The 20,233-nt window shown below is 65.1% G+C and carries 14 protein-coding genes; 4 read left to right on the top strand and 10 right to left on the bottom strand.

Annotation, left to right across the window (positions count from 1 at the left end):
• Positions 1 to 57: 57 nt before the first annotated feature.
• The 3 genes from cobN to cobW form a co-directional block, all read right to left on the bottom strand.
• Positions 58 to 3,765: a cobaltochelatase subunit CobN gene (gene cobN / locus E0501_RS17470; RefSeq protein ID WP_137702681.1), complete on the bottom strand. Its 3,708-nt coding sequence runs from the start codon at positions 3,763 to 3,765 to the stop codon at positions 58 to 60.
• An 83-nt stretch (positions 3,766 to 3,848) separates the two neighbouring features.
• Positions 3,849 to 4,301: a GNAT family N-acetyltransferase gene (locus tag E0501_RS17465; RefSeq protein WP_137702680.1), complete on the bottom strand. Its 453-nt coding sequence runs from the start codon at positions 4,299 to 4,301 to the stop codon at positions 3,849 to 3,851.
• Complete coding sequence (gene cobW, locus E0501_RS17460; protein ID WP_137702679.1) at positions 4,298 to 5,356, bottom strand: cobalamin biosynthesis protein CobW; 1,059 nt, start codon at positions 5,354 to 5,356, stop codon at positions 4,298 to 4,300. The genes E0501_RS17465 and cobW overlap by 4 nt, the downstream gene beginning before the upstream one ends.
• 244 nt (positions 5,357 to 5,600) lie before the next feature.
• On the opposite strand from cobW, the gene smc reads away from it, so the two are divergent.
• Entirely contained in the window at positions 5,601 to 9,056 is a 3,456-nt protein-coding gene (smc, locus tag E0501_RS17455; protein ID WP_137702678.1) for a chromosome segregation protein SMC, read from the top strand.
• 156 nt (positions 9,057 to 9,212) lie between these two features.
• Complete coding sequence (locus E0501_RS17450) at positions 9,213 to 10,118, top strand: LysR family transcriptional regulator (RefSeq protein WP_137702677.1); 906 nt, start codon at positions 9,213 to 9,215, stop codon at positions 10,116 to 10,118.
• A 97-nt stretch (positions 10,119 to 10,215) separates the two neighbouring features.
• Here the strand turns inward: E0501_RS17450 and E0501_RS17445 are convergent, their stop codons facing one another.
• From E0501_RS17445 to E0501_RS17420, 6 genes are all read right to left on the bottom strand, one after another.
• Positions 10,216 to 10,506: a 4a-hydroxytetrahydrobiopterin dehydratase gene (locus tag E0501_RS17445; RefSeq protein WP_137702676.1), complete on the bottom strand. Its 291-nt coding sequence runs from the start codon at positions 10,504 to 10,506 to the stop codon at positions 10,216 to 10,218.
• Positions 10,503 to 11,693, bottom strand: coding sequence for a GNAT family N-acetyltransferase (locus E0501_RS17440; RefSeq protein ID WP_137702675.1), 1,191 nt, complete (start codon positions 11,691 to 11,693; stop codon positions 10,503 to 10,505). Before E0501_RS17440 ends, E0501_RS17445 begins: the two co-directional genes overlap by 4 nt.
• A gap of 33 nt (positions 11,694 to 11,726) precedes the next feature.
• Positions 11,727 to 12,497: a glycerophosphodiester phosphodiesterase family protein gene (locus tag E0501_RS17435; RefSeq protein WP_137702674.1), complete on the bottom strand. Its 771-nt coding sequence runs from the start codon at positions 12,495 to 12,497 to the stop codon at positions 11,727 to 11,729.
• Between the two features lie 5 nt (positions 12,498 to 12,502).
• A complete protein-coding gene (locus tag E0501_RS17430; protein WP_137702673.1) occupies positions 12,503 to 12,967 on the bottom strand; it encodes a RidA family protein in 465 nt (154 codons plus the stop codon).
• An 81-nt stretch (positions 12,968 to 13,048) separates the two neighbouring features.
• Positions 13,049 to 14,515: an HlyD family type I secretion periplasmic adaptor subunit gene (locus E0501_RS17425; RefSeq protein ID WP_137702672.1), complete on the bottom strand. Its 1,467-nt coding sequence runs from the start codon at positions 14,513 to 14,515 to the stop codon at positions 13,049 to 13,051.
• The gene (locus E0501_RS17420) at positions 14,515 to 16,254 is read right to left on the bottom strand and encodes a type I secretion system permease/ATPase (RefSeq protein WP_137702671.1); all 1,740 of its coding nucleotides are present in this window, start codon (positions 16,252 to 16,254) and stop codon (positions 14,515 to 14,517) included. Before E0501_RS17420 ends, E0501_RS17425 begins: the two co-directional genes overlap by 1 nt.
• Positions 16,255 to 16,430: 176 nt before the next feature.
• On the opposite strand from E0501_RS17420, the gene E0501_RS17415 reads away from it, so the two are divergent.
• Together E0501_RS17415 and E0501_RS17410 are read left to right on the top strand one after the other, a co-directional pair.
• Positions 16,431 to 17,273 (top strand): MlaA family lipoprotein, encoded by an 843-nt coding sequence (locus E0501_RS17415; protein WP_235857893.1) that lies wholly within the window; start codon positions 16,431 to 16,433, stop codon positions 17,271 to 17,273.
• 31 nt (positions 17,274 to 17,304) lie between these two features.
• Positions 17,305 to 17,871: an MlaC/ttg2D family ABC transporter substrate-binding protein gene (locus E0501_RS17410; RefSeq protein ID WP_235857892.1), complete on the top strand. Its 567-nt coding sequence runs from the start codon at positions 17,305 to 17,307 to the stop codon at positions 17,869 to 17,871.
• Between the two features lie 25 nt (positions 17,872 to 17,896).
• On the opposite strand, the gene E0501_RS17405 is transcribed toward E0501_RS17410, so the two are convergent.
• Complete coding sequence (locus E0501_RS17405; RefSeq protein WP_137702668.1) at positions 17,897 to 20,062, bottom strand: transglycosylase domain-containing protein; 2,166 nt, start codon at positions 20,060 to 20,062, stop codon at positions 17,897 to 17,899.
• Positions 20,063 to 20,233: the final 171 nt, after the last annotated feature.

Genomic DNA, 20,233 nt, shown 5'->3' with positions numbered 1-20,233 from the left:
CCGCAGAGGCAGATGTGAGTATTTGTGCCAAGAAAGACGCGCAGGCGCCGGGTCCGGTCACTCGGGTGGGGCTGTCAACTGGCTGATGCGGGCGCGGGCAGAGTTGGAGCGGGGTTGCCAGAGGCCGCGGTCTATCGCCTCTTGTAGGCGATCCGCAATCTCGCGCAGGGCAGGGGCGTTGTGATCCGCGATGAACTGGCGGGTTTCGTCATCTTCGAGAAAAGCCGCCTCGACCATGTCGAAATGGTGGTTCTTCACGGTCCCCGTGGTGGCGGCGAAGGCGAAGAGGTAATCCACCGTCGCGGCGATTTCGAAGGCGCCCTTGTAGCCGTGGCGCCTGACCCCCTCGATCCATTTCGGATTGACCACGCGGTAGCGCACGACGCGGGCGATTTCATCGTCGAGCGTGCGGATGAGCGGGCGTTCAGGGCGGGAGTGATCGTTGTGATAGATCGGACGGTCCTGCCCCTGCAGCGTGCTGACCGCCGCCGCGGCACCGCCCTCGAACTGGTAATAGTCGTCGCTGTCGAGAATGTCGTGTTCGCGGTTGTCCTGGTTCTGGACGATGGCGTCGACCGTGGAGAGGCGGGCCTCGAACCCGGCGCGGTCGCGGGTGCCCTCGAGCCCGGCGCCGTAGGCATAGGACCCCCATTCGAGATAGGCATTGGCCAGGTCGGATTTGTCGGACCAGAGGCGTTCGTCGATCATCGCCTGCAGGCCCGCGCCGTAGGCGCCGGGCTTGGAGCCGAAGACGCGCGGCTGCGCGCCGTCGGCGCGGGCGCGCGCGGCGGCGGGGTTCACATCCTCGGGCTCATCAAGCTGCTGTACCGCGCGGGCGGCGCTGTCGACCAGCGCGATGAGTTGCGGGAAGGCATCGCGGAAAAAGCCCGAGATGCGCAGGGTGACGTCGACGCGGGGGCGGCCCAGGGCGGTGTGGGGGATGATCTCGAACCCGGTGACGCGGCGGTTGGCGGCATCCCATTTCGGTTTCACCCCCATCAGCGCCAGCGCCTGGGCGATGTCATCGCCGCCGGTGCGCATGTTGGCGGTGCCCCAGGCGGTGACGAGCAGGGCGCGGGGCCAGTCGCCATGGGTTTGCAAGTGTTTCTCGATCAGCAGGTTCGCGGATTTCCAGCCCAACGCCCAGGCCGTTGGGGTAGGCACGGCACGGCTGTCGACCGAAAAGAAATTGCGGCCCGTGGGCAACGTGTCGAGCCGGCCGCGGGTGGGGGCGCCGGAGGGGGCAGGCGGCACGAAGCGGCCATCGAGCGCGGTGAGCAGGCCTGTGCCTTCGTCGGGGCCGCAGGCGCGCAGGGTGGGGCGAATGGTGGTTTCGATCGCATCCAGCACGGCGCTGCTTGCCGGCCCGGGCGCGCGCGTCTGGCCGGTGAGGAGCTGTTGCGCGAGGGTTTCCAGCCGCTCGATCGTGTCGCCGGTGGAGCGCCACGGACCTGGCTGGGTTTCAAGGGCCTCGGGACGCGGGCCTGTCCACGGCGCGGCCATGTCGGCATCGAGCGGATCGAACCCGAGCGCGAAATCGTTGGCCAATGCGCGGATGAGCGAGGCATCGGCGCCGGTGCCGTCGCCGCGCGGCACGCGGGTGAGCGCGATCAGCAGGTCGGTTTCCTGCCGGCCCGTCGGCGACTGGCCGAAGATGTGCAACCCGTCGCGGATCTGGGCCTCTTTCAACTCGCACAGATAGGCGTCGAGTTTTGCCAGATCGGTTTCTTCATCCGCGCCGGTCATACCGACATCGGCATCGAGGCCGGTGGCCGCCGAGAGCGACAGGATTTCGCGGCGCAGGTGGTCGATGCGGCGGGGATCGACGCCGGCGGCCTCGTAATACTCGTCCACCAGCGCTTCGAGATCGCGGAGCGGGCCGTAGGTTTCGGCGCGGGTGAGCGGTGGGGTGAGGTGATCGACGATCACCGCCTGCGCGCGGCGCTTGGCCTGCGTGCCTTCGCCGGGGTCGTTGACGATGAAGGGATAGACATGCGGCGTGGGGCCGAACACGGCCTCGGGCCAGCAGGAGGCGGACAGCGCCAGCGCCTTGCCGGGCAGCCATTCGAGATTGCCGTGCTTGCCCATGTGCACGATGGCCTGTGCCGCGTGGACATGGCGCAGCCAGAAATAGAAGGCGAGGTAGTTGTGCGGCGGGACGAGATCGGGGGAGTGATAGGTATCGGTCGGGTCGATATTGTAGCCGCGGGCGGGCTGGATGCCGACGACGACATTGCCGAATTGCAGGATCGAGAGCGAGAAAAACCCGCCGTCGCCTGTGTCCGGGGAATAGAGGGGATCGTCTTCGGGTTTGCCCCAGCGGCTCTCGATCGCCTCGCGCAGGTCCCAGGGCAATTGCGCGTAGTCGGTTTGATAGTCGGCCAAGGGCATCTGCACGCCGCCTGTGCGATGCGCGCGGTCGGTGAGCCAGTTGGTGGGCCCGGCGAGAATGGCCTGCATCAGCGCATCGCTGTCGGCGGGGGCGTTTTCGATGCGATAGCCCGCGTTGGCCAGTAGGGAAAGCGTGTGCACCGTGGCAGCGGGCGTATCGAGCCCGACGCCGTTGGCCAGCCGGCCGTCCTTGTTGGGATAGTTGGCCAGCACCAGTGCGATGCGGCGGTCGGCGGCGGCGCTGTGGCGCAAAGTGGCCCAGTTGGCGGCAAGGCGGGCCACGAAATCGATGCGGTCGCCCTGGGCGCGGTAGGTGGCGATTGGGCATTCGGTGGCGTCGTCGAAGAATGCTTCGCCCTTGAAGCTGATCGCGCGGGTCAGCACGCGGCCGTCAACCTCGGGCAGGGCCACGTTCATCGCGATGTCGCGGGCCGAAAGACCGGTGAGGCCGGTGGCCCAGGCCTCTTCCGACGAGGCGGCGAGGACGGCCTGGAAGACCGGGGCGCCCTGCGCGGCGGGCATGGTGAGCGGGTTTTCGGGGCTGTCATCGCCGGTATGGGGCGAGCCTACGGCGAAAGAGGTGGCGTTGAGGATCACCGAGGGGGGCGCGGCGGTGAAGAGCGTCTCGAGCGTGGCCTGGCTGACCGGGTCCTTGAGCGAGGCGACGAAGACGGGCAGCGGGTTCAGGCCATGGCGCAGGAGCGCGCGGGTGAGCCGGTTGATCGGGTTGAGTCCGGCGCCCTGCACCAGCGCACGGTAGAAGATGACCGGCACCACTGGCGCACCATCGGTCCATGCTTCTTGAGCTGCGGCGAGATCGGCGACGCCGGCGCCGGGCCAGTAGACGCCGGCGCGCAGGAGCGGTGCGGCGGGGGCGGGTTTTTCGCCGCCGTCGAGCATGGCGCAGGCATAGGCGAGGAAATTGGCGCTGTTCTGCGGGCCGCCTTCGACGAGGTAGGCCCAGAGCGCATCGTAGTCCTCGTTGGAGACGGTGGAGAGGCCGCGCAATTCGGCATCGGGCTTGTCATCACCGGGCAGGAGGGCGAGCGGCACGCCGGCCTCATGACAGCGCGCGGCGTATTGTTCGGCGCCGTATTTCCAGTAGCCCACCCCGCCCAGCACACGCGCGATCGCCAGCCGGGACCGGGTGGCGCAATTGTCGAGATGCAGATCGACAGACATCGGGTGCGCCAGATGGGTGAGATTGGCAAGCCGCAGGGTGGGGGGCGCCGTCATCTCGGCGCGGGCTTCGGAGAGCGCGGCAAGCTCGGTATCGGCGGCGGAGATGAAGACCACGTCGGCGGGCGTCTGCCCGAGATCGACGGGGTCCTTGCCATCGTCGATGGCGCCGGGGGTGGCGGCGAGCAGGTGCATTTATCGCCGGCCGTGGTGCGGGCCGAGGCGGCGGGCGCCTCCGGCGGGAGTATTTGGGGCAAGATGAAGCATGGGACCGGCTTCTATCCCAAGGGTTTTTCCATGAACAGGGAATACGGGCTGTCGCCGTAATCGCCGAAGGGATCGCAGGCGGTGAAGCCGTGGCGGGCGTAGAGGCGGTGGGCGGCGTCGAGCCCGGTGCCGGTTTCGAGGCGCAGGATGGGCAAGGCGTTGGCGCGGGCCTCGTCCTCGATCTGGCGCAGGATGGCAGCGGCGGCGCCTTTGCCGCGAGCCTCGGGGTGGGTGAACATCGACTTCACCTCGCCATAGCCGTCCTGGATTGCGAGCGCGCCGGTGGCAAGGGTGGTGGCACCGTCGCGCGCGGTGAAGAAGCGGATGTTGGGCGTGGTAAGCGCGTCCAGCGAGAGGTAATGGTTGGCCTCGGACGGAAAGAGCGACTCCATCAGGGCGTGTGACGCTTCGAGCAGGGCGCGGGCGCCGGGAGCGTGAGGGTTTGAGGCTTCGACGATGATCATGCGCAGAGCGCGGCCTCGATCGCGGCACGGTCGAGACCGGCCTGACCGATCACCACGAGGCGGGTTTCGCGCGGCTGATCGCCGAAGGGCTGATCGAAATAGGTGTCGACGCGGGGGCCGACGGCCTGAAGCGTGAGCCGCATGGGTTTGCCGGAGACGGCGGCAAACCCCTTGAGCCGGAGAATGTCATGCGCGCGGATCGTGTCGGCGACCTGGGTGGCGAATGCCTGTGGATCGGCGATTTCTGGGCGGGTCACCACGAAGCTTTCGAAATCGTCATGGTCGTGATCGTGGTGGTGGTGATCGTCGTCATCGTCATCATGGTGGTGATGGTGGTGCACCTCGTGCCGGGCGTCGAGATCGGATTCGGCGCCGATGCCCTGCCCGAGGAGGACATCGACCGGCAGCGCGCCCATGCTGGCATGCACCACCTGCACACCATCGCGGGCGCCGGACTTGAGATCGCCGACAGTCTGGTCAAGCTCATCGCCGGTAAGCAGGTCGGATTTGTTCACCACGATCATGTCGGCGCAGGCGACCTGGTCCTGGAAAAGTTCCGACAGGGGTGTTTCATGGTCGAGGTTTTCATCCGCCGCGCGCTGGGCTTCGATCGCGGCGAGGTTGGCGGCGAAGCGGCCTTCGCGCACGGCCTTGCCATCGACCACGGTGACCACGCCATCGACGGTGACCCGGGTGGAAATACCTGGCCAGTTGAAGGCGCGCACCAGCGGTTGCGGCAGGGCGAGGCCGGAGGTTTCGATGACGATGTGATCTGGGGCGTTTTCACGGGCGAGCAGGGTTTCCATCGTCGGGATGAAATCATCGGCGACGGTGCAGCAGATGCAGCCGTTCGACAGTTCCATCACGTCCTCTTCGGAGCAGGTTTCATCGCCGCAGCCCTTGAGGATATCGCCATCGACCCCCAGATCGCCGAATTCGTTGATGATAAGCGCGATGCGGCGGCCGCCGGCGTTTTCCAGCATGTGGCGGATCAGGGTGGTTTTGCCGGCGCCGAGAAAGCCGGTGATGATGGTGGCGGGAATCTTACGGGCCATGGTCTGCGCGCTCCTTTGTCAGCCAGCCGGTATTTGGGTGAGGATGCGCCGAAGGGTCAAGGCGATTTGCGGCGGATAGGCGCCGAAATGCGCCTTGACCGAAACTTTCCCCACGGGCAGCCGCAATATTTTGTGGATAACTATGCCGAAATCCCCATATCGTGGGTTCCCGGCGTTGACTCGGGCCATGCTGGCCGCTCACAATCTCTCAAATCACGGGAATCAGACCGCAGGCAGGCCCCTTTTGCGTTTTTCCAAGCTCAGACTGACCGGCTTTAAAAGCTTCGTCGATCCGACCGACCTGATCATCGCTGACGGGTTAACGGGCGTGGTGGGGCCGAATGGTTGCGGCAAGTCGAACCTTTTGGAGGCGCTGCGCTGGGTCATGGGGGAAAACCGCCCGACCGCGATGCGGGGCGGCGGCATGGAAGACGTGATCTTTGCCGGGGCGGCGACGCGGCCGGCGCGGAACTTTGCCGAGGTGTCGCTGCTGATCGACAATTCCGAGCGGCTGGCGCCGGCGGGGTTCAACGACAGTGATGTTCTGGAGATCGTGCGGCGGATCACCCGCGACGTGGGCAGCGCCTACAAGACCAACGGCAAGGATGTGCGCGCGCGTGATGTGCAAATGCTGTTTGCCGATGCTTCGACCGGGGCGCACAGCCCGGCGCTGGTGCGGCAGGGGCAGATCAGCGAGCTGATCAATGCCAAGCCCAAGGCGCGGCGGCGTATCCTGGAAGAGGCAGCGGGGATTTCGGGCCTCTACCAGCGGCGGCATGAGGCCGAACTGAAGCTGAAGGGTGCCGAGAGCAACCTGACCCGCGTCGATGACGTGATCGAGCAGCTGGCCGGGCAGTTGCAGCAACTGGCGCGGCAGGCCCGGCAGGCGGCACGCTATCGCGCGATTGGCACGGAGTTGCGCCAGGCCGAGGGCATGCTGCTCTATCGCCGCTGGAAAGAGGCCGAGGAAGCGCGCGCGAAAGCCGACGAGGAACTGCGAGCCCGTACAAGTGCGGCGGCGCAGGCCGAGGCGGCGGCGCGCAGTGCGGCCAAGGCGCGTGCCGGGAAGGAAGATGCCCTTCCGCCCCTGCGCGAGGAAGAGGCGATTGCCGCGGCGGTGTTGCAGCGGCTGCAGGTGCAGCGCGACACGCTGAACGATCAGGAAGCCCGGGCGCTGGAAACGATCGAGACGCTGAAGGCGCGGATCGAGCAGCTGGGCGCGGATATGGAGCGCGAGGCGGGCCTGAACCGGGATGCCGGCGAAACCATCGAGCGGCTGGAATGGGAGGCGCGTGAGCTGGCTAAGGCGGGCGAAGGCCACGAGGCGCGGCTGGAGGCGGCGGCCGAGGAGGCGCGGGAAGCGGCGCGGGTGCTGCAATCGCGCGAATCTGACCTGTCGCAGCTGACCGAGGACGTGGCGCGGCTGGCGGCGCGGCACCAGTCGGCCAACCGGTTGCTGGAAGACAGCCGCAAGACGCTGGAGCGCAGCGAGGCGGAAGCGGCGAAGGCCAAGGCCAGCGCCGGGGAGGCGGGGGCGGCCCTGAAGAAGGCCGAGAGCGATTATGCCGAGGCGCAGGATGCCGAGGCCAAGGCGCAGGACCAGGCCAAGCGCGCCGACGACGTTCTGACCGAGGCCGAGGCGGCGCGGGCAGAGACGCAATCGCGCGAGGCCGATGCGCGTGCGGAGCGCAGCGAGGCCGAGGGCGAGGTGAACGCGTTGCGCGCCGAAGCGACGGCGCTGGCCAAGCTGGTGGAGCGGGACACCGCCGAGGGCGGGCAGATCCTGGACCGGCTGCAGGTGGAGCAGGGGTATGAGAAGGCGCTGGGCGCCGCGCTGGCCGACGATCTGCGCGCACCCGAGGTGGAAGAGGATGGCCCATCGGGCTGGGCGTTGCTGCCGGGGTATTCGCAGGCGCAGCTGTTGCCCGAGGGTGTCGATGCGCTGACCAATCATGTGAGCGTGCCCGAGGTGCTGGCCCGGCGGATGAGCCAGATCGGTCTTGTCGAGGCCGAAAACGGGCCGCGCCTGCAGCCGCAGTTGAAGCCGGGGCAGCGTCTGGTCACGCTGGAAGGGGACCTGTGGCGCTGGGACGGGTTCCGCGCCTGGGCCGAGGACGCGCCGAGCGCCGCGGCGCTGCGGCTGGAGCAGTTGAACCGGCTGGAGGCGCTGAAGCAGCAGATGGAGGCCGCCACGGCGCGCGCCGATGGCGCACGGGCTGCCCACGAGATGCTGCAGAAGCGCATGGCCGAGCTGAGCGAGGCCGACAGAAGGGCGCGTGAGGCGCGCCGCGCGGCCGACCGCCTGCTGACCGAAGCCGCCCGCGCGCTGAGCCGGGCCGAGGCCGACCGGAACCTGGCGGAGTCGCGGCTGGAATCGGCGGGGCTGGCGGTAAAACGCCACGAAGAAGAGGCGATGGGCGCGCGCAAGCAATTGGCCGAGGCCGAGAAGGGCGCAGCCGACCTGGGCGACCTGGATGCGGCGCGGTCGCAGGTGGAAGACGTCAAGATGACGGTCGAGGCCGCGCGTATCACGATGATGTCGCGCCGCTCGGCCCATGACGAGCTGCGCCGCGAGGGCGAGGCGCGGCTGAAACGCTCGCAGGAAGTGACCAAGGAGATCAGCGGCTGGAAGCATCGGCTGGACACTGCGGGCAAGCGGATCGCCGAGCTGGCCGAGCGCAAGGCGGCCTCGGAAGGGGAATTGAAAGAAGCTACGGCCGCGCCCGCCGAGATCGCCGCCAAGCGCGAGGAACTGTCGACCGAGATCGACAAGGCCGAGAAGCGGCGGGCGACGGCAGCTGACGCGCTGGCCGGCGGTGAGACGGCCCTGCGCGAAGCGGTGGCGGGCGAACGCGAGGCCGAGCGAGCGGCAAGCGAGGCGCGCGAGGCGCGCGCGCGTTCGGAGGCGCGGGCGGATGCGGCGCGTGAAACCGTGGCCTATGCCGCCGAGCGAATTTCCGAGGAGCAGGAAACCACGCCGGAAGAGCTTCTGGAGCGGTTGGAGACCGATCCTGAGAAGATGCCGGCCTCGGACGCGATCGAAGCGGATGTGAACCGGCTGAAGCGGCAGCGTGATGCGCTGGGCGCGGTGAACCTGCGCGCCGAGGAAGACGCACAGGAAGTTCAGACCGAGCATGACGAGCTGGTGAAGGAAAAGACCGACCTAGAAGAGGCGATCCGCACCCTGCGCAACGGTATCGCCAGCCTGAACCGCGAAGGGCGCGAACGCCTGCTGACCGCGTTCGAGCAGGTGAACGAGAACTTCTCGCTTCTGTTCAAGCACCTGTTTGGCGGGGGCGAAGCGAACCTAGTGCTGGTCGAGAGCGACGACCCGCTGGAAGCCGGTCTGGAGATCATGTGCCAGCCGCCGGGCAAGAAGCTGTCGACGCTGTCGCTGTTGTCGGGTGGGGAACAGACCCTGACTGCGCTGGCCCTGATTTTCGCGGTGTTCCTGGCCAACCCCGCGCCGATCTGTGTGCTGGACGAGGTCGACGCGCCGCTGGACGATGCCAACGTGACGCGGTTCTGCGACCTGCTGGACGAGATGACGCGGCGCACCGATACGCGGTTCCTGATCATTACGCACCACGCGGTGACGATGTCGCGGATGGACCGGCTCTTTGGGGTGACCATGCAGGAGCAGGGCGTGAGCCAGCTGGTCAGCGTGGACCTGAAGAAGGCCGAGCAGATGGTGGCCTGAGCCCACCTCCGCAGGGCACGAAACGCGTGTTTCCCTGTTTCGGCGCCATCAACGATCCCTGACAAATCCCCGATATTATCCCACCCGCGCCCGTATTCTGCCCAATTTCCCCGCGATAACCGATCCTGACAAAAAGGACACGCAGAGGGATCGAGTATGGACCGCCTGACGGAAATGGAGGCCTTTGCCACGGTTGTGGATCAAGGAGGCTTTACGGACGCCGCGAAGAAGATGGGGATTTCGAAATCTGCCGTCTCCAAGCACGTCTCCTCGCTTGAAGCACGCCTGGGTGCGCGGCTTCTGAACCGAACGACGCGCCGGGTGAGCCCGACCGAGATCGGACTGGCCTATTACGATCGTGCGCGCCGCGTTCTGAATGACGCGGGCGAGGCCGATGCGTTGGTGTCGTCGATGCAATCGGACCCGTCGGGCCTTTTGCGGATCAGCGTGGCAACCGATTTCGGCGTCAATCATCTGAGCCCGATCCTGGGCGATTTCCTGGCCGACTTCCCGGATATCACCGTGAACATGGTGCTGAACAACCGCTATGTGGAACTGATTTCCGAAGGCTTTGACATGGCGGTCCGTATTGGCGAGCTGGAAGACAGCACGCTGCGGGCGCGCAAGCTGACCGAGACAACCAAGCGGATGATCGCGAGCCCTGCCTATTTCGAGCGTTACGGCCGCCCCGAGAAGATCGACGATCTGAATGAGCACAAGCTGCTGCATTATTCCAACCAGTCGGCCGGGAACGTTTGGAAACTGACCGCGCCGTCGGGCGAGAAGCGCCAGGTGCGCACCGCCGGGTGGCTGAGCGTGAATGACGGCCAGAGCCTGCTGAACGCGGCGATCTCGGGTCTGGGCATCGCCTATCTTCCCAGCTTTCTTTATGCCGATGCGCTGCGGAAGGGGCTGGTCGAGGACGTGATCCCCGATCTGCCGGTCGAAACCCAAGGCATCTACGCGGTTTACCCGCCGGGCCGGTTTACCCAGCCCAAGGTGCGCGCCTTCATTGATTTCCTCGTGCACGCCTTCGGCGATAAGGGGCCGATCAACTGGTAAGGCGCCAGGCCCCCGAACGTCTTTTCCCCTAGGTTTACCCGATGGGTGAGCCCCGCAACCAGACTGGCCCCGGATCCGTTCCGGGGCCTTTTTTTCGTCAAAGGCTGTCCATCTTGCGCGCCAGCTTGGCATCCAATGTCGACAGGCCGCCGACGTCATGGGTTGTCAGCGTGACGGTAACGTGGTTGTAGACGTTCGACCACTCGGGGTGGTGGTTCCATTTCTCGGCCCAGAGCGCGGCGCGGGTCATCCAGGCAAAGGCCTCGGTGAAGTCCTTGAAGGTGAATTCCTTTTCAATGGCGTCACGGCCCTCGACCATGGTCCAGCCCGTTTTGAACAGCGGCTCGAGCAGGTTTTCGCGGGCGGTATCGGAGAGAAGTTCGCTCAATCGTGTTCCTCCTGGTTGGTTTTACGGAAGGGGCCATAGGCGGTCAGGATCTCGACCTCCTCGGCCACGGCTTCGCGTTCGGCTTCAAGATAGCGCGAAATCGCATCGCGGAAACCCGCATCGCGCACCCAACTGAGTGCATGGCAGGTATTGGGCAGGTATCCGCGCGCCAGCTTGTGTTCGCCCTGGGCGCCGGCCTCGACCCGGGAAAGACCATGTTCGATGGCAAAATCGATGGCCTGATAGTAGCACAGTTCGAAATGCAGGCAGGGATGATGTTCGACGCAGCCCCAGTAGCGGCCAAAAAGCACATCACGGCCGATGAAGTTGAGCGCGCCGGCGACATAGTGCCCATCGCGTTCGGCCAGCACCAGGAGCGCGTCATCGCGCAGGCTGTCATGGGCGCGGTCGAAGAAATCGCGGGTCAGGTAGGGCGTGCCCCATTTGCGCGCGCCGGTGTCTTGGTAAAAAGTCCAGAAGGCATCCCAGTGCTGCGGTTCGATGGCATCGCCCGTCAGCGCGATGATCCGCCCGCCAAAGTCCTGCGCGGTCGCGCGTTCCTTGCGGATGTTCTTGCGCTTGCGCGACGACAGGGATGCAAGGAAGGCGTTGAAATCGGCATAGCCGTGGTTTTCCCAGTGAAACTGCTGCGTGGTGCGGTGCAGAAGGCCCATCCGTTTGCCCGCTTCTGCCTCGGCCTCGGTGCAGAAGGTGATGTGCAGCGAGCTGAGATCGTTGTCGTCGACCAACTGCACGGCGCCCTGGACCAGCGCGGCCTGGCCTGTTTCCTCGAATCCCGGGCGGGTGAGAAGGCGGCGGCCGGTGGCCGGTGTGAAAGGCACGGCGATCTGCAGTTTCGGATAGTAGTGCCCGCCGGCGCGTTCATAGGCATGGGCGAAATTGTGGTCGAAGATGTATTCGCCCTGGCTGTGCGACTTGGCGTAGAGCGGCGCGCAAGCGATGGCCTGATCGTCCATATAGGCCACAAGATAGCGCGGCTCCCAACCGGTTCGGGGGCCGACTGAGCTGCTGTCTTCGAGCGCCTTGAGAAAGCGGTAGCTGGTGAAAGGATCGGCCGGGGGGCCGCCATCCGCGGCCTCGGGACAGGCGCAGGCATCCCACTCGGCCGCGTCGATCTGGCCGAGGGTGGTGAGAGCGTGGATCTCGATGCTGGTTTCGCCGTCCATGATGAAGGAATATCGGGGCCTTCCCCGGCCCGTTCAAGCGGGAAGCGGGGCGAGGTACTGTTCGAAGGTGATATTGTCGACGATCCTGCGCGCCTCGGCCTCGATTTCGGGCGAGGTGACGGTCCAGCACAGGATGGCGGCCCCTGCGGCGCGCAGTTCGGACAGGCGCGGATTGTGCAGGTCGGCCACGTCATGAGACACGAACGAGGCGCCGACGCGGTCGTAATCGGGGATGGCCGCCAGGTGATCGCAGGTGGTCTGGGGCAGAAGCGGCCAATCGCCGGGATCATAGGCGCAGGTGGTCAGCCCACGGGGCACATCGGGCGCCAACTGCGCCATTGCGGCCACCGCATGCGGGTTGAAGGACATCACCGCCACAGGCCCGCGATAGCCCGAAAGCGCCTGCGCGGTGGCGTATTCCAGCGGGCCGACATCGCGGCCCATAGCGCCATCCTGATCCTTGAGTTCGATCAGCAGGGGCGCGCGGCCAGCGACGAGATCGAGCATCTCGGGCAGCGTTGGGATGCCTTCGCCATCCCCATGCAACAGGGGGATTTGCGCCAGTTGATCGGCGCTGTGCATGCGCACCGGGCCGGATTGCCCGGTGAGGCGGGCAAGCGCGTAGTCGTGAAAGACCATCGCCTGCCCGTCGCTGGAGAGTTGCAGGTCAAGCTCGATGCCATATCCCGCCTCGATCGCGGCGCGAAACCCCGCGCGCGAGTTCTCCGGGCGCCTGTCGGACGTGTCGTGCAGTCCGCGATGCGCGAAGGGCACGCGGCGGAACACCGGGTCGAGCGGGACCATTGACCTTAGCTGATCTGGAAGATCGCTTCAATCTCGACGGCGACGCCAAAGGGCAGCGCGCCGGCCGAGACGGCCGAGCGGGAATGCCGGCCGGCATCGCCGAGGGCTTCGACCAGGAAGTCCGAACAGCCGTTCACGACCTTGGGCTGATCGCCGAAATCGCCAGTGGAGTTGACGAACCCGGTGAGCTTCACGACGCGTTTGAGGCGGTCGAGATCGCCGCCGCAGGCGGCCTTGGCCTGGGCCAGCAGCATGATGCCGCAGAGCTTGGCCGCGGCGGCGCCGGCTTCGACATCCATGTCATCGCCCAGCTTGCCCTTGACCAGCCCGTTTTCGTCCATCGAGACTTGGCCCGACACGAAGACGAGATCGCCCACCTGGACGAAAGGCACGTAGTTCGCGGCGGGGGCGGCGGCGTCGGGCAGCGTGACGCCCAGTTCGGCGAGGCGGGATTCGATTTTCGAGCTCATCGCGGGTCTCCTTGTGGCTTCGAGTCGCGGTGACGCTAGTGCAAAGCGGCCCGAAATGGAAAGCCCATTCCAGGCGCCGTGTCAGCTTTCGCGGAAGGCCTTGGAAAAATAAACCGTGAAGGGCCGCAGCAGATAGGCAATCGGGGTGCGATCATCGGTGCGGATGAACGCCTCGACCGGCATGCCAGGCACGAGCGAGGTGCCCTCGGGCAGGCGTTCACGCTGGTTCTCATCGAGCACGATTTCTGTTCGATAGTAGGTCAGCCCGGTCCTATCGTCCGAAAACGCGTCGGGCGAAACGAGCGCGACATGGCCCACCAGTTCGGGGGTTTCACGTTGATCGAACGCCGAGAACCGCAGGCTGACTTCCTGGCCGACATAGACCATGTCGATATGGATCGGCTCGACCTGGGCGGTAATCACGAGCGGACGATCCTGCGGGACGATGAAGAGCACCGGATCGGCCGGACGGATCACAGAGCGCGGCGAGAACACGGTCAGCCCGTAGACCACGCCGGAGACCGGTGCGGTGATATCGAGGCGGGTCATGCGTTCGATGATTGCGCGGCGCTCTTCGCGCAGTTCCAGCTCGCGGAAGCGCAGATCGCGCAGCTGCGAGATGGACTCTTCGCGGCGACGGGTATCGAGCTTGAGCACCTCGATCTCGATCTCGGTGATGCGCTCTTCGGCCTGCGCCTTGCGGGATTTCAAATCGCCGACCTGGCCGGCAAGCCGCGCTTGTTCGCGCTGGAGGTTCAGGACGCGCGACGCCTGGGCCAGGCCCTTTTCGAACAGGTCCTGCTGGTTCGCGAGTTCCTGCTCGATCAGGGCAAGCTGGGTTTCCAGCGCGGCGGACTGCGCCACGATGCCCTCGATCTGGTCGTCGAGCTGGGCGCTGCGCCGGCCAAGTTGTTCGATCTCCTTGTCGATCGAGGCCTGCCGGGCGGCATAAAGGCGGGTATGCCCGTCCATCAGTTCGCGCACATCGGCGTTGCTGTTCGACACCTCGATCAATTCGGGATCGAAGGTTATCTTCTCGGCGCCGTCGCGTTCGGCTTCGAGCCGCCCGCGGCGGGCCATGATTTCGAAAAGCTGGCTTTCGAGGATGGTTTTCTGCGATGCGAGTTCGACCGGGTCGAGCCGGATGAGGACCTGTCCGACAGTGACGGTGTCGCCTTCATCGACCAGAACCTCGGCGACAACCCCGCCGTCCGGGTGCTGGACCACCTGGCGATTGCGATCCACTTCGATCCGACCGCTGGCGATGACCGCGCCGGCGATTTCGCTGAACACGGCCCAGGAGCCGAACCCGCCCACGAGGATCAGCAGGCCCAGGAACCCGATAAACAGCGGCAGGCGCGCCGACCAGGGTTTGGATTTTTTCGGCGCGTCGACCTTCTTCAGCAGCGGAGCAGCGGGCGTGCCGGGTTTGGCCTTTTCCGCGGGCACCTTGACCGGTTCGATCTTGGCAAGGGGTTTCTTGCCGTCTCCTTTGGCGGGCGGTTGGCCGGCTTCGGCCTCGGGTGTCTTGTCGTCGTCGGCGGCCATCAGCGGACCCCTCCGGGAGATTGGGATTTCTGGATTTGCTCAGCGTTCTGGACCATTTTCGAGAGCACCTCGTCGCGCGGTCCGAAGGCGGCGCGGGCGCCGCTGTCAAGCATCAGCAGCAGTTCGCATTCCTGGATGGCTGCCGGGCGGTGCGCCATGATGATGACGGATTTGCCCTCGCCTTTCATCGCGCGGATTGCCTTGTTCAGCGCCATCGAACCTTCGTTGTCGAGGTTCGAGTTGGGTTCGTCCAGAACGATGATAACCGGGCTGTCATACATCGCGCGCGCCAGGCCGATCCTCTGGATTTGCCCGCCCGACAGACGTCCGCTGGCTGCGGTCACCGGCGTGTCATACCCGTTGGGCAGTTGCAGGATCATTTCATGCGCGTCGGCCTTCTTGGCCGCGGCCACGACCTTTTCGGCATCGGGTTTGCCGGAAAGCTTGGCAATGTTTTCGGCGATCGTGCCATCGAAAAGCTGCACGCGCTGAGGCAGGTAGCCGATGTGGCGGCCAAGCACCTCGGGCTCGTACTGATCGAGGGAGGCGCCGTCGAGTCGGATCTTGCCGCCTGCGGGACGCCAGACCCCGGTGAGTGCGCGGGCGAGTGTGGACTTGCCGGCACCGGACGGGCCGATCACGCCCAGCGCCTTGCCGGGTTCCAGGCGGAAGCTGACCATGCGCAGCGAGGCCTGCGCCTGCCCCGGGGGCACGACGGTAAGCTGTTGCACGTCCAGCAGCGCACGGGGCTGGGGCAGCGCGGTCTTGGGCTGTTCGGCGGGTACTTCGCCCAGAAGCAGGGCCAGGTTCGCCCAACCGCGGCGCGCGCGGTCGAAAAGCGGCCACTGGCCGATGGCCATCTCAATCGGGGCAAGGGCGCGACCCAGCAGGATGGAGCCCGCGATCATGGCGCCGGGCGTCAGTTCGTTCTGCAGCACGAGATAGGCGCCGACGCCGAGCATGGCCGATTGCAGGAACAGCCGGAATGTCTTGGTCGCCGAAGAGAAGCTGCCGCCGAGATCAGCCGAGGACACCTGGTAGGACAGCGCCTGTTGGCGGCTTTGCTGCCAGCGGTCGAACGCGGCCTGGCGCATGCCCATGGACTGAACCATCTCGGCCTCGGTCCTGAGTTGCTCGGCCATAACCTCGGCCTGCATCGTCGCCTGGGTGGCCTGGCCCAGCGGGCGGCGCGAGACTTTCTGGTTGATGATGGTCACGACGATCAGAATACCACCGCCGCACAACGCCAAGTAGCCGAGCCATGGGTGGAACAGGAAAATCGCCATGATGAAGAAGGGTGTCCACGGGATATCGAAGACCGACATCAACGCGGGAGACGTCATCAGGCGCTGGATCGATTCGAGATCACGCAGGCCCGACGCGGTTTCGTTGGTGCCGCGCAGCGCGGTCTTGCGGATCACCGCATCGAAAACCCGCCGATCCAGCCGCGACTGAAACCGCGCGCCGACGCGGCCCATGATGCGGCCGCGCGCGAAATCGAGAATGCCCATCATGCCGTAAAGAAAGGCGACAAGAAGCGACAGCGCGATCAGCGTTGCCACCGAGCGCGAGCCCAAGACACGGTCATAAACCTGAAGCATGTAGAGCGGGCCGGTGAGCATCAGCAGGTTGACGAAGAAGCTGAAGAGACCGACCGCCCAGTAGAGGCTACGGCTTTCCCGGCGGGCCGCGCGCAGTTCTTCCCTGCCCGCGGCGAGTTGTGCTTGGTTCGTGGGCATCATTTTGCTTGGGTCCAACCGTATCGTTTCGTTTTTCTATTTCGCGTACTAGAATGCTGGCTGCAAGGCCCTGTCTCCATTCTGCCACAAAACCGAACGAAGCCCTGTGGCGGTCTGGGCAATAAAATTCTATCAATTAGATAGCCAATACGCAGATCGTTATGGAAATTCCATTGTTGTTTTCGAACGAAAAATCCGGCTTCGGCTTGAAAGCGCAGGCGCGCAACGCGTTGGCGATTGCGGTCGTAGGGCTGAGTTTCACCCTGTCGGCCTGCAGTGTTCCGGGGCCTGGCGAAGCGCCCGGCGGCATTTACGATCCCTACGAGGAAACGAACCGCAACAATCACGAACTGAACCGCGCGCTGGATCGCAGCCTGGTCCGGCCCGCGGGCAAGGGATACACCCAGTTTGTTCCGGATCCGATCGAAGACAGCGTGTCCAGTTTCGCGTCGAACCTCAGCCTGCCGGGCACGGTGGTGAACAACCTGTTGCAGGGGGACCTGGGCGGGGCATTCCAGAACACGTTCCGCTTCGCCTTTAACACCGTCTTCGGATTCGGCGGATTGGCGGACCCGGCCAGTGAATTCGGGATCGACGAGGTGGAAACCGATTTCGGCGAAACGCTGTATGTCTGGGGGGTGCCCGAGGGCGCCTATGTCGAGTTGCCCGTGCTGGGCCCATCGACCGAGCGTGACGCGGTTGGCAGGGTTGTGGACGTGTTCACCAACCCATTGTCCTATGTTCTGCCGAGTCCCGAAAAATACTATGGAACCGGTGCCGCCCTGGCGTCGAAGCTGGGCGACCGGGGCCGCTATTCCGACACGATTGATACCATTCTCTATGAAAGTGCCGATAGTTACGCACAGGCCCGCATGATTTATTTGCAGAACCGTCGGTTCAAACTGGGCAGTGACGATTCAAGTGCCTATGTCGATCCTTATGATGACCCCTATGGTGACCCTTATGCCGATCCTTACGCAGACCCCTATGCCGACCCCTACGCAGACCAGACGGAGTAACCTGAGCCGACGCGGTCTTGTCGGCGGTTTCATGTCCGGGGTGGCGCTGGCCGCAATGACGCCCGCGCCTGCCTTTGCCCTGACGGCCGACGGGGCCAAACGGCTGGTTGACGCCATCGTTGCCGATATTAACCGCGTGATTGCGGCGCCGACATCGGAGGCCCAGAAAATCCGCGAGTTCGAAAAGATCTTCGTGCGCTATTCGGATGTGCCGACGATTGCACGCTACGCGCTGGGGGTCGATGCCCGCCGCGCGACCAGGGCCCAGATGAACGCCTTTACCAAGGCCTTCCAGGTTTATGTGAGCCGCAAATACGGCAAACGATTCCGCGAGTTCATCGGCGGCAGGATCGAGGTGCAGAAGGCCCGCAAGGTCAAGAATTTCTACGAGGTCAGGACCATCGCGCATCTGCGCGGGGAATCGCCCTTCGAGGTGACGTTCCTGGTCAGCGACCGATCCGGGCGCGACAAGTTCTTCAACATCTTCATCGAAGGTGTGAACATGCTGCTGACCGAGCGCACCGAGATCGGCGCGATGCTGGACAAGCGTCGGGGTAATATCGACGCGCTGATCAGCGACCTCAAGAGCATCAGCTGAGCATTTCGGCGCAGGTAGTGCGCTGTTAGCGGTTGTCTGCGCCGAACAGCCCCCGCAATACGTTTTCGACGGCGCGATTGGTGCGCCGCGATTGGTCGCCGGTCGTGCGGCCGGTGGTGTTCGGGCGGCTGGCCGGTTGTGCCGGGGCCTGCATGGGCAGGGCGCGGGATGGCAGGCCTTCATGCACGCGCACCATTGTTTCGTGCCAGATTTCGGCTGGCAGGCCCGATCCTGTAACGCCGCTGAGCGGTGTGTTGTCATCGTATCCCATCCAGACACCGGCCACGTAATCAGCTGTGAAGCCCAGGAACCACGCATCGCGCGCCGACTGGGAGGTGCCGGTTTTGCCGGCGGTCTGGCGATCTGGCAGGGCAGCGCGACGGCCCGTGCCTTCGGTAACCACCTTGTTCATCATCCAGATCAGTTGTCGTGCGGTTTCTTCGCGGATCACGCGTTCGCGGATGCCGGAGGAGGCCGAGAAGATCGGCTCGCTCTGGCCGAGCAGGTTGAGTTGCGTCATGCCGTAGGGGCCGACGGCGCTGCCGCCGTTGAGAATGCCGGCATAGGCACCTGTCATTTCCAGCAGCGAGGCCTCGGATGCGCCGAGCGCAAGCGCAGGGCCCTGGGCGAGGTCGGACTCGATGCCGAATTGCGAGGCGACGGTGCGCACCACGTCGAGGCCCGCGCTTTGCGCCAGTTTCACGGCCGGGATGTTGAGGGACTGTTTCAGCGCCTCGGTCAGCGTGACCGGGCCGTGGAATTTCTTGTCATAGTTCTGGGGACACCATTCGCCAGACCCGGGGATGTTCACGCAATAGGGCGCGTCCTCGATCACGTCGAGCGGCGAGCGGCCCAGGTCGAGCGCCGCGGCATAGACGAAGGGCTTGAACGACGAACCGGTCTGGCGTTTGGCCATGGTCGCGCGGTTGAATTCGCCTGACACCCGGGTTTTGCGCCCGCCGACCATGGCGCGCACGGCACCGTCGGCGGACATGACCACGATGGCGGCTTGCGCTTCGGAGCCTTCGCGCACCTTGGTTTCGAAGATGGTGCGCATCGCTTCTTCGGCCGCGGCCTGGATGCGCTGATCGAGCGTGGTGCGGATGATCACGTCTTCGGTGGTGTCGCGGGTAAAGAACTCGGGGCCGGTCTGCATCACCCAGTCGGCGAAGTAGCCGCCGGCCTTTTTCTGGGCGGCAGCCGACAGCTGGGCGGGGTTGCTGACGGCAAGGGCGTGCTCGGTATCGCCGAGATAGCCCTGTTCGTGCATCAGCTTGAGCACGGTTTCGGCACGCGCCTGGCTGCGTTCGAGGTTGTTGGTGGGAGCGTAGCGCGTGGGTGCTACCAGAAGCCCGGCCAGCATCGCCGCCTCGGGCGGGGTGACCTGGGCCGCGGATTTGCCGAAATAGCGTTGAGCGGCGGCTTCGAACCCGCGCGCACCGGCGCCCAGGAAGGCGCGGTTGAGATACACGGTGAGAATTTCATCCTTGGTGTATTTCGTCTCCATCGCCAGGGCAAAGATCGCTTCCTTGATCTTGCGCCAGAGTGAGCCCTCGCGGCAGTCGGCCTCATACGCGGCTTCGTTTTTCCATTGCTTTGGATCATAGGGCACGCCAAGGCACAGCAGCTTGGCCGTCTGCTGGGTGATGGTCGAGCCGCCATGCCCGGACAGAGGGCCACGGCCTTCACGCAGGTTGATGCGGATGGCCGAGGCGACGCCGCGGGGGCTAACGCCGAAGTGGCGGTAGAAACGTTTGTCCTCGGTTGCGACGACGGCGTTTTTCAGGTGCGGGCTGACCGTATCGGTGGTCACGACGCCGCCGAATTGATCGCCGCGCCAGGCAAAGACATCGCCGCGTGCATCCAAAAGCGTCACGGAACCGCGCGCGCGGCCATCGAAGAGTTCATCCACCGGCGGGAGGGTGAGCGTGACGTAACCCACTGCCAACGCGATGATGACAGCCGTAATCGCGCCGACACGCCAGCCGAAGCTCCAGAGCAGGCGGAACATCCAGCCGAATACGCCGAGAAACAGAGCCACGATGGGGTTGCGCCGGCGCGCGGCCTTGCGCGGCCGGGACTTGGCCTTGGGTTTCGATTTGGCCTTGGCCTTGGATTTCTTGCTGGCGGTCTTGGACGAATACCGCTTGTCAGCCACCAATGGCGGCTTTCTGCGCCGTGAATCACTCATCTTTTGCCCTGCCCGGTGCCTGTTCGTTGCGGCCACAATACAGCCGCGATTGCCAAAAGTAGAGAGGGACATGCGCGGCCCTCACTTTTTGAAATGCCTAAAAATTAGTCATTTAGAATGGAATGCACATTTATTAGTCGCGTAGGTTGGATTCAGCGCGGAAAACCCGGG

Source organism: Marimonas lutisalis, from assembly GCF_005434965.1.
In the GTDB taxonomy this organism is placed as follows: Bacteria; Pseudomonadota; Alphaproteobacteria; order Rhodobacterales; family Rhodobacteraceae; genus Marimonas_A; species Marimonas_A lutisalis.
The sequence above is the reverse complement of the archived record's forward strand: the minus strand, read 5'-3'. Positions and strand labels throughout refer to the sequence as shown.

Excerpts from the sequence above, each read along its gene's own strand:
- cobN (WP_137702681.1), bottom strand. The coding sequence starts at position 3,765 with ATGCACCTGCTCGCCGCCACCCCCGGCGCCATCGACGATGGCAAGGAC.
- E0501_RS17465 (WP_137702680.1), bottom strand. The coding sequence starts at position 4,301 with ATGATCATCGTCGAAGCCTCAAACCCTCACGCTCCCGGCGCCCGCGCC.
- cobW (WP_137702679.1), bottom strand. The coding sequence starts at position 5,356 with ATGGCCCGTAAGATTCCCGCCACCATCATCACCGGCTTTCTCGGCGCC.
- E0501_RS17450 (WP_137702677.1), top strand. The coding sequence starts at position 9,213 with ATGGACCGCCTGACGGAAATGGAGGCCTTTGCCACGGTTGTGGATCAA.
- E0501_RS17440 (WP_137702675.1), bottom strand. The coding sequence starts at position 11,693 with ATGGACGGCGAAACCAGCATCGAGATCCACGCTCTCACCACCCTCGGC.
- E0501_RS17435 (WP_137702674.1), bottom strand. The coding sequence starts at position 12,497 with ATGGTCCCGCTCGACCCGGTGTTCCGCCGCGTGCCCTTCGCGCATCGC.
- E0501_RS17430 (WP_137702673.1), bottom strand. The coding sequence starts at position 12,967 with ATGAGCTCGAAAATCGAATCCCGCCTCGCCGAACTGGGCGTCACGCTG.
- E0501_RS17425 (WP_137702672.1), bottom strand. The coding sequence starts at position 14,515 with ATGGCCGCCGACGACGACAAGACACCCGAGGCCGAAGCCGGCCAACCG.
- E0501_RS17420 (WP_137702671.1), bottom strand. The coding sequence starts at position 16,254 with ATGCCCACGAACCAAGCACAACTCGCCGCGGGCAGGGAAGAACTGCGC.
- E0501_RS17410 (WP_235857892.1), top strand. The coding sequence starts at position 17,305 with ATGTCCGGGGTGGCGCTGGCCGCAATGACGCCCGCGCCTGCCTTTGCC.
- E0501_RS17405 (WP_137702668.1), bottom strand. The coding sequence starts at position 20,062 with ATGAGTGATTCACGGCGCAGAAAGCCGCCATTGGTGGCTGACAAGCGG.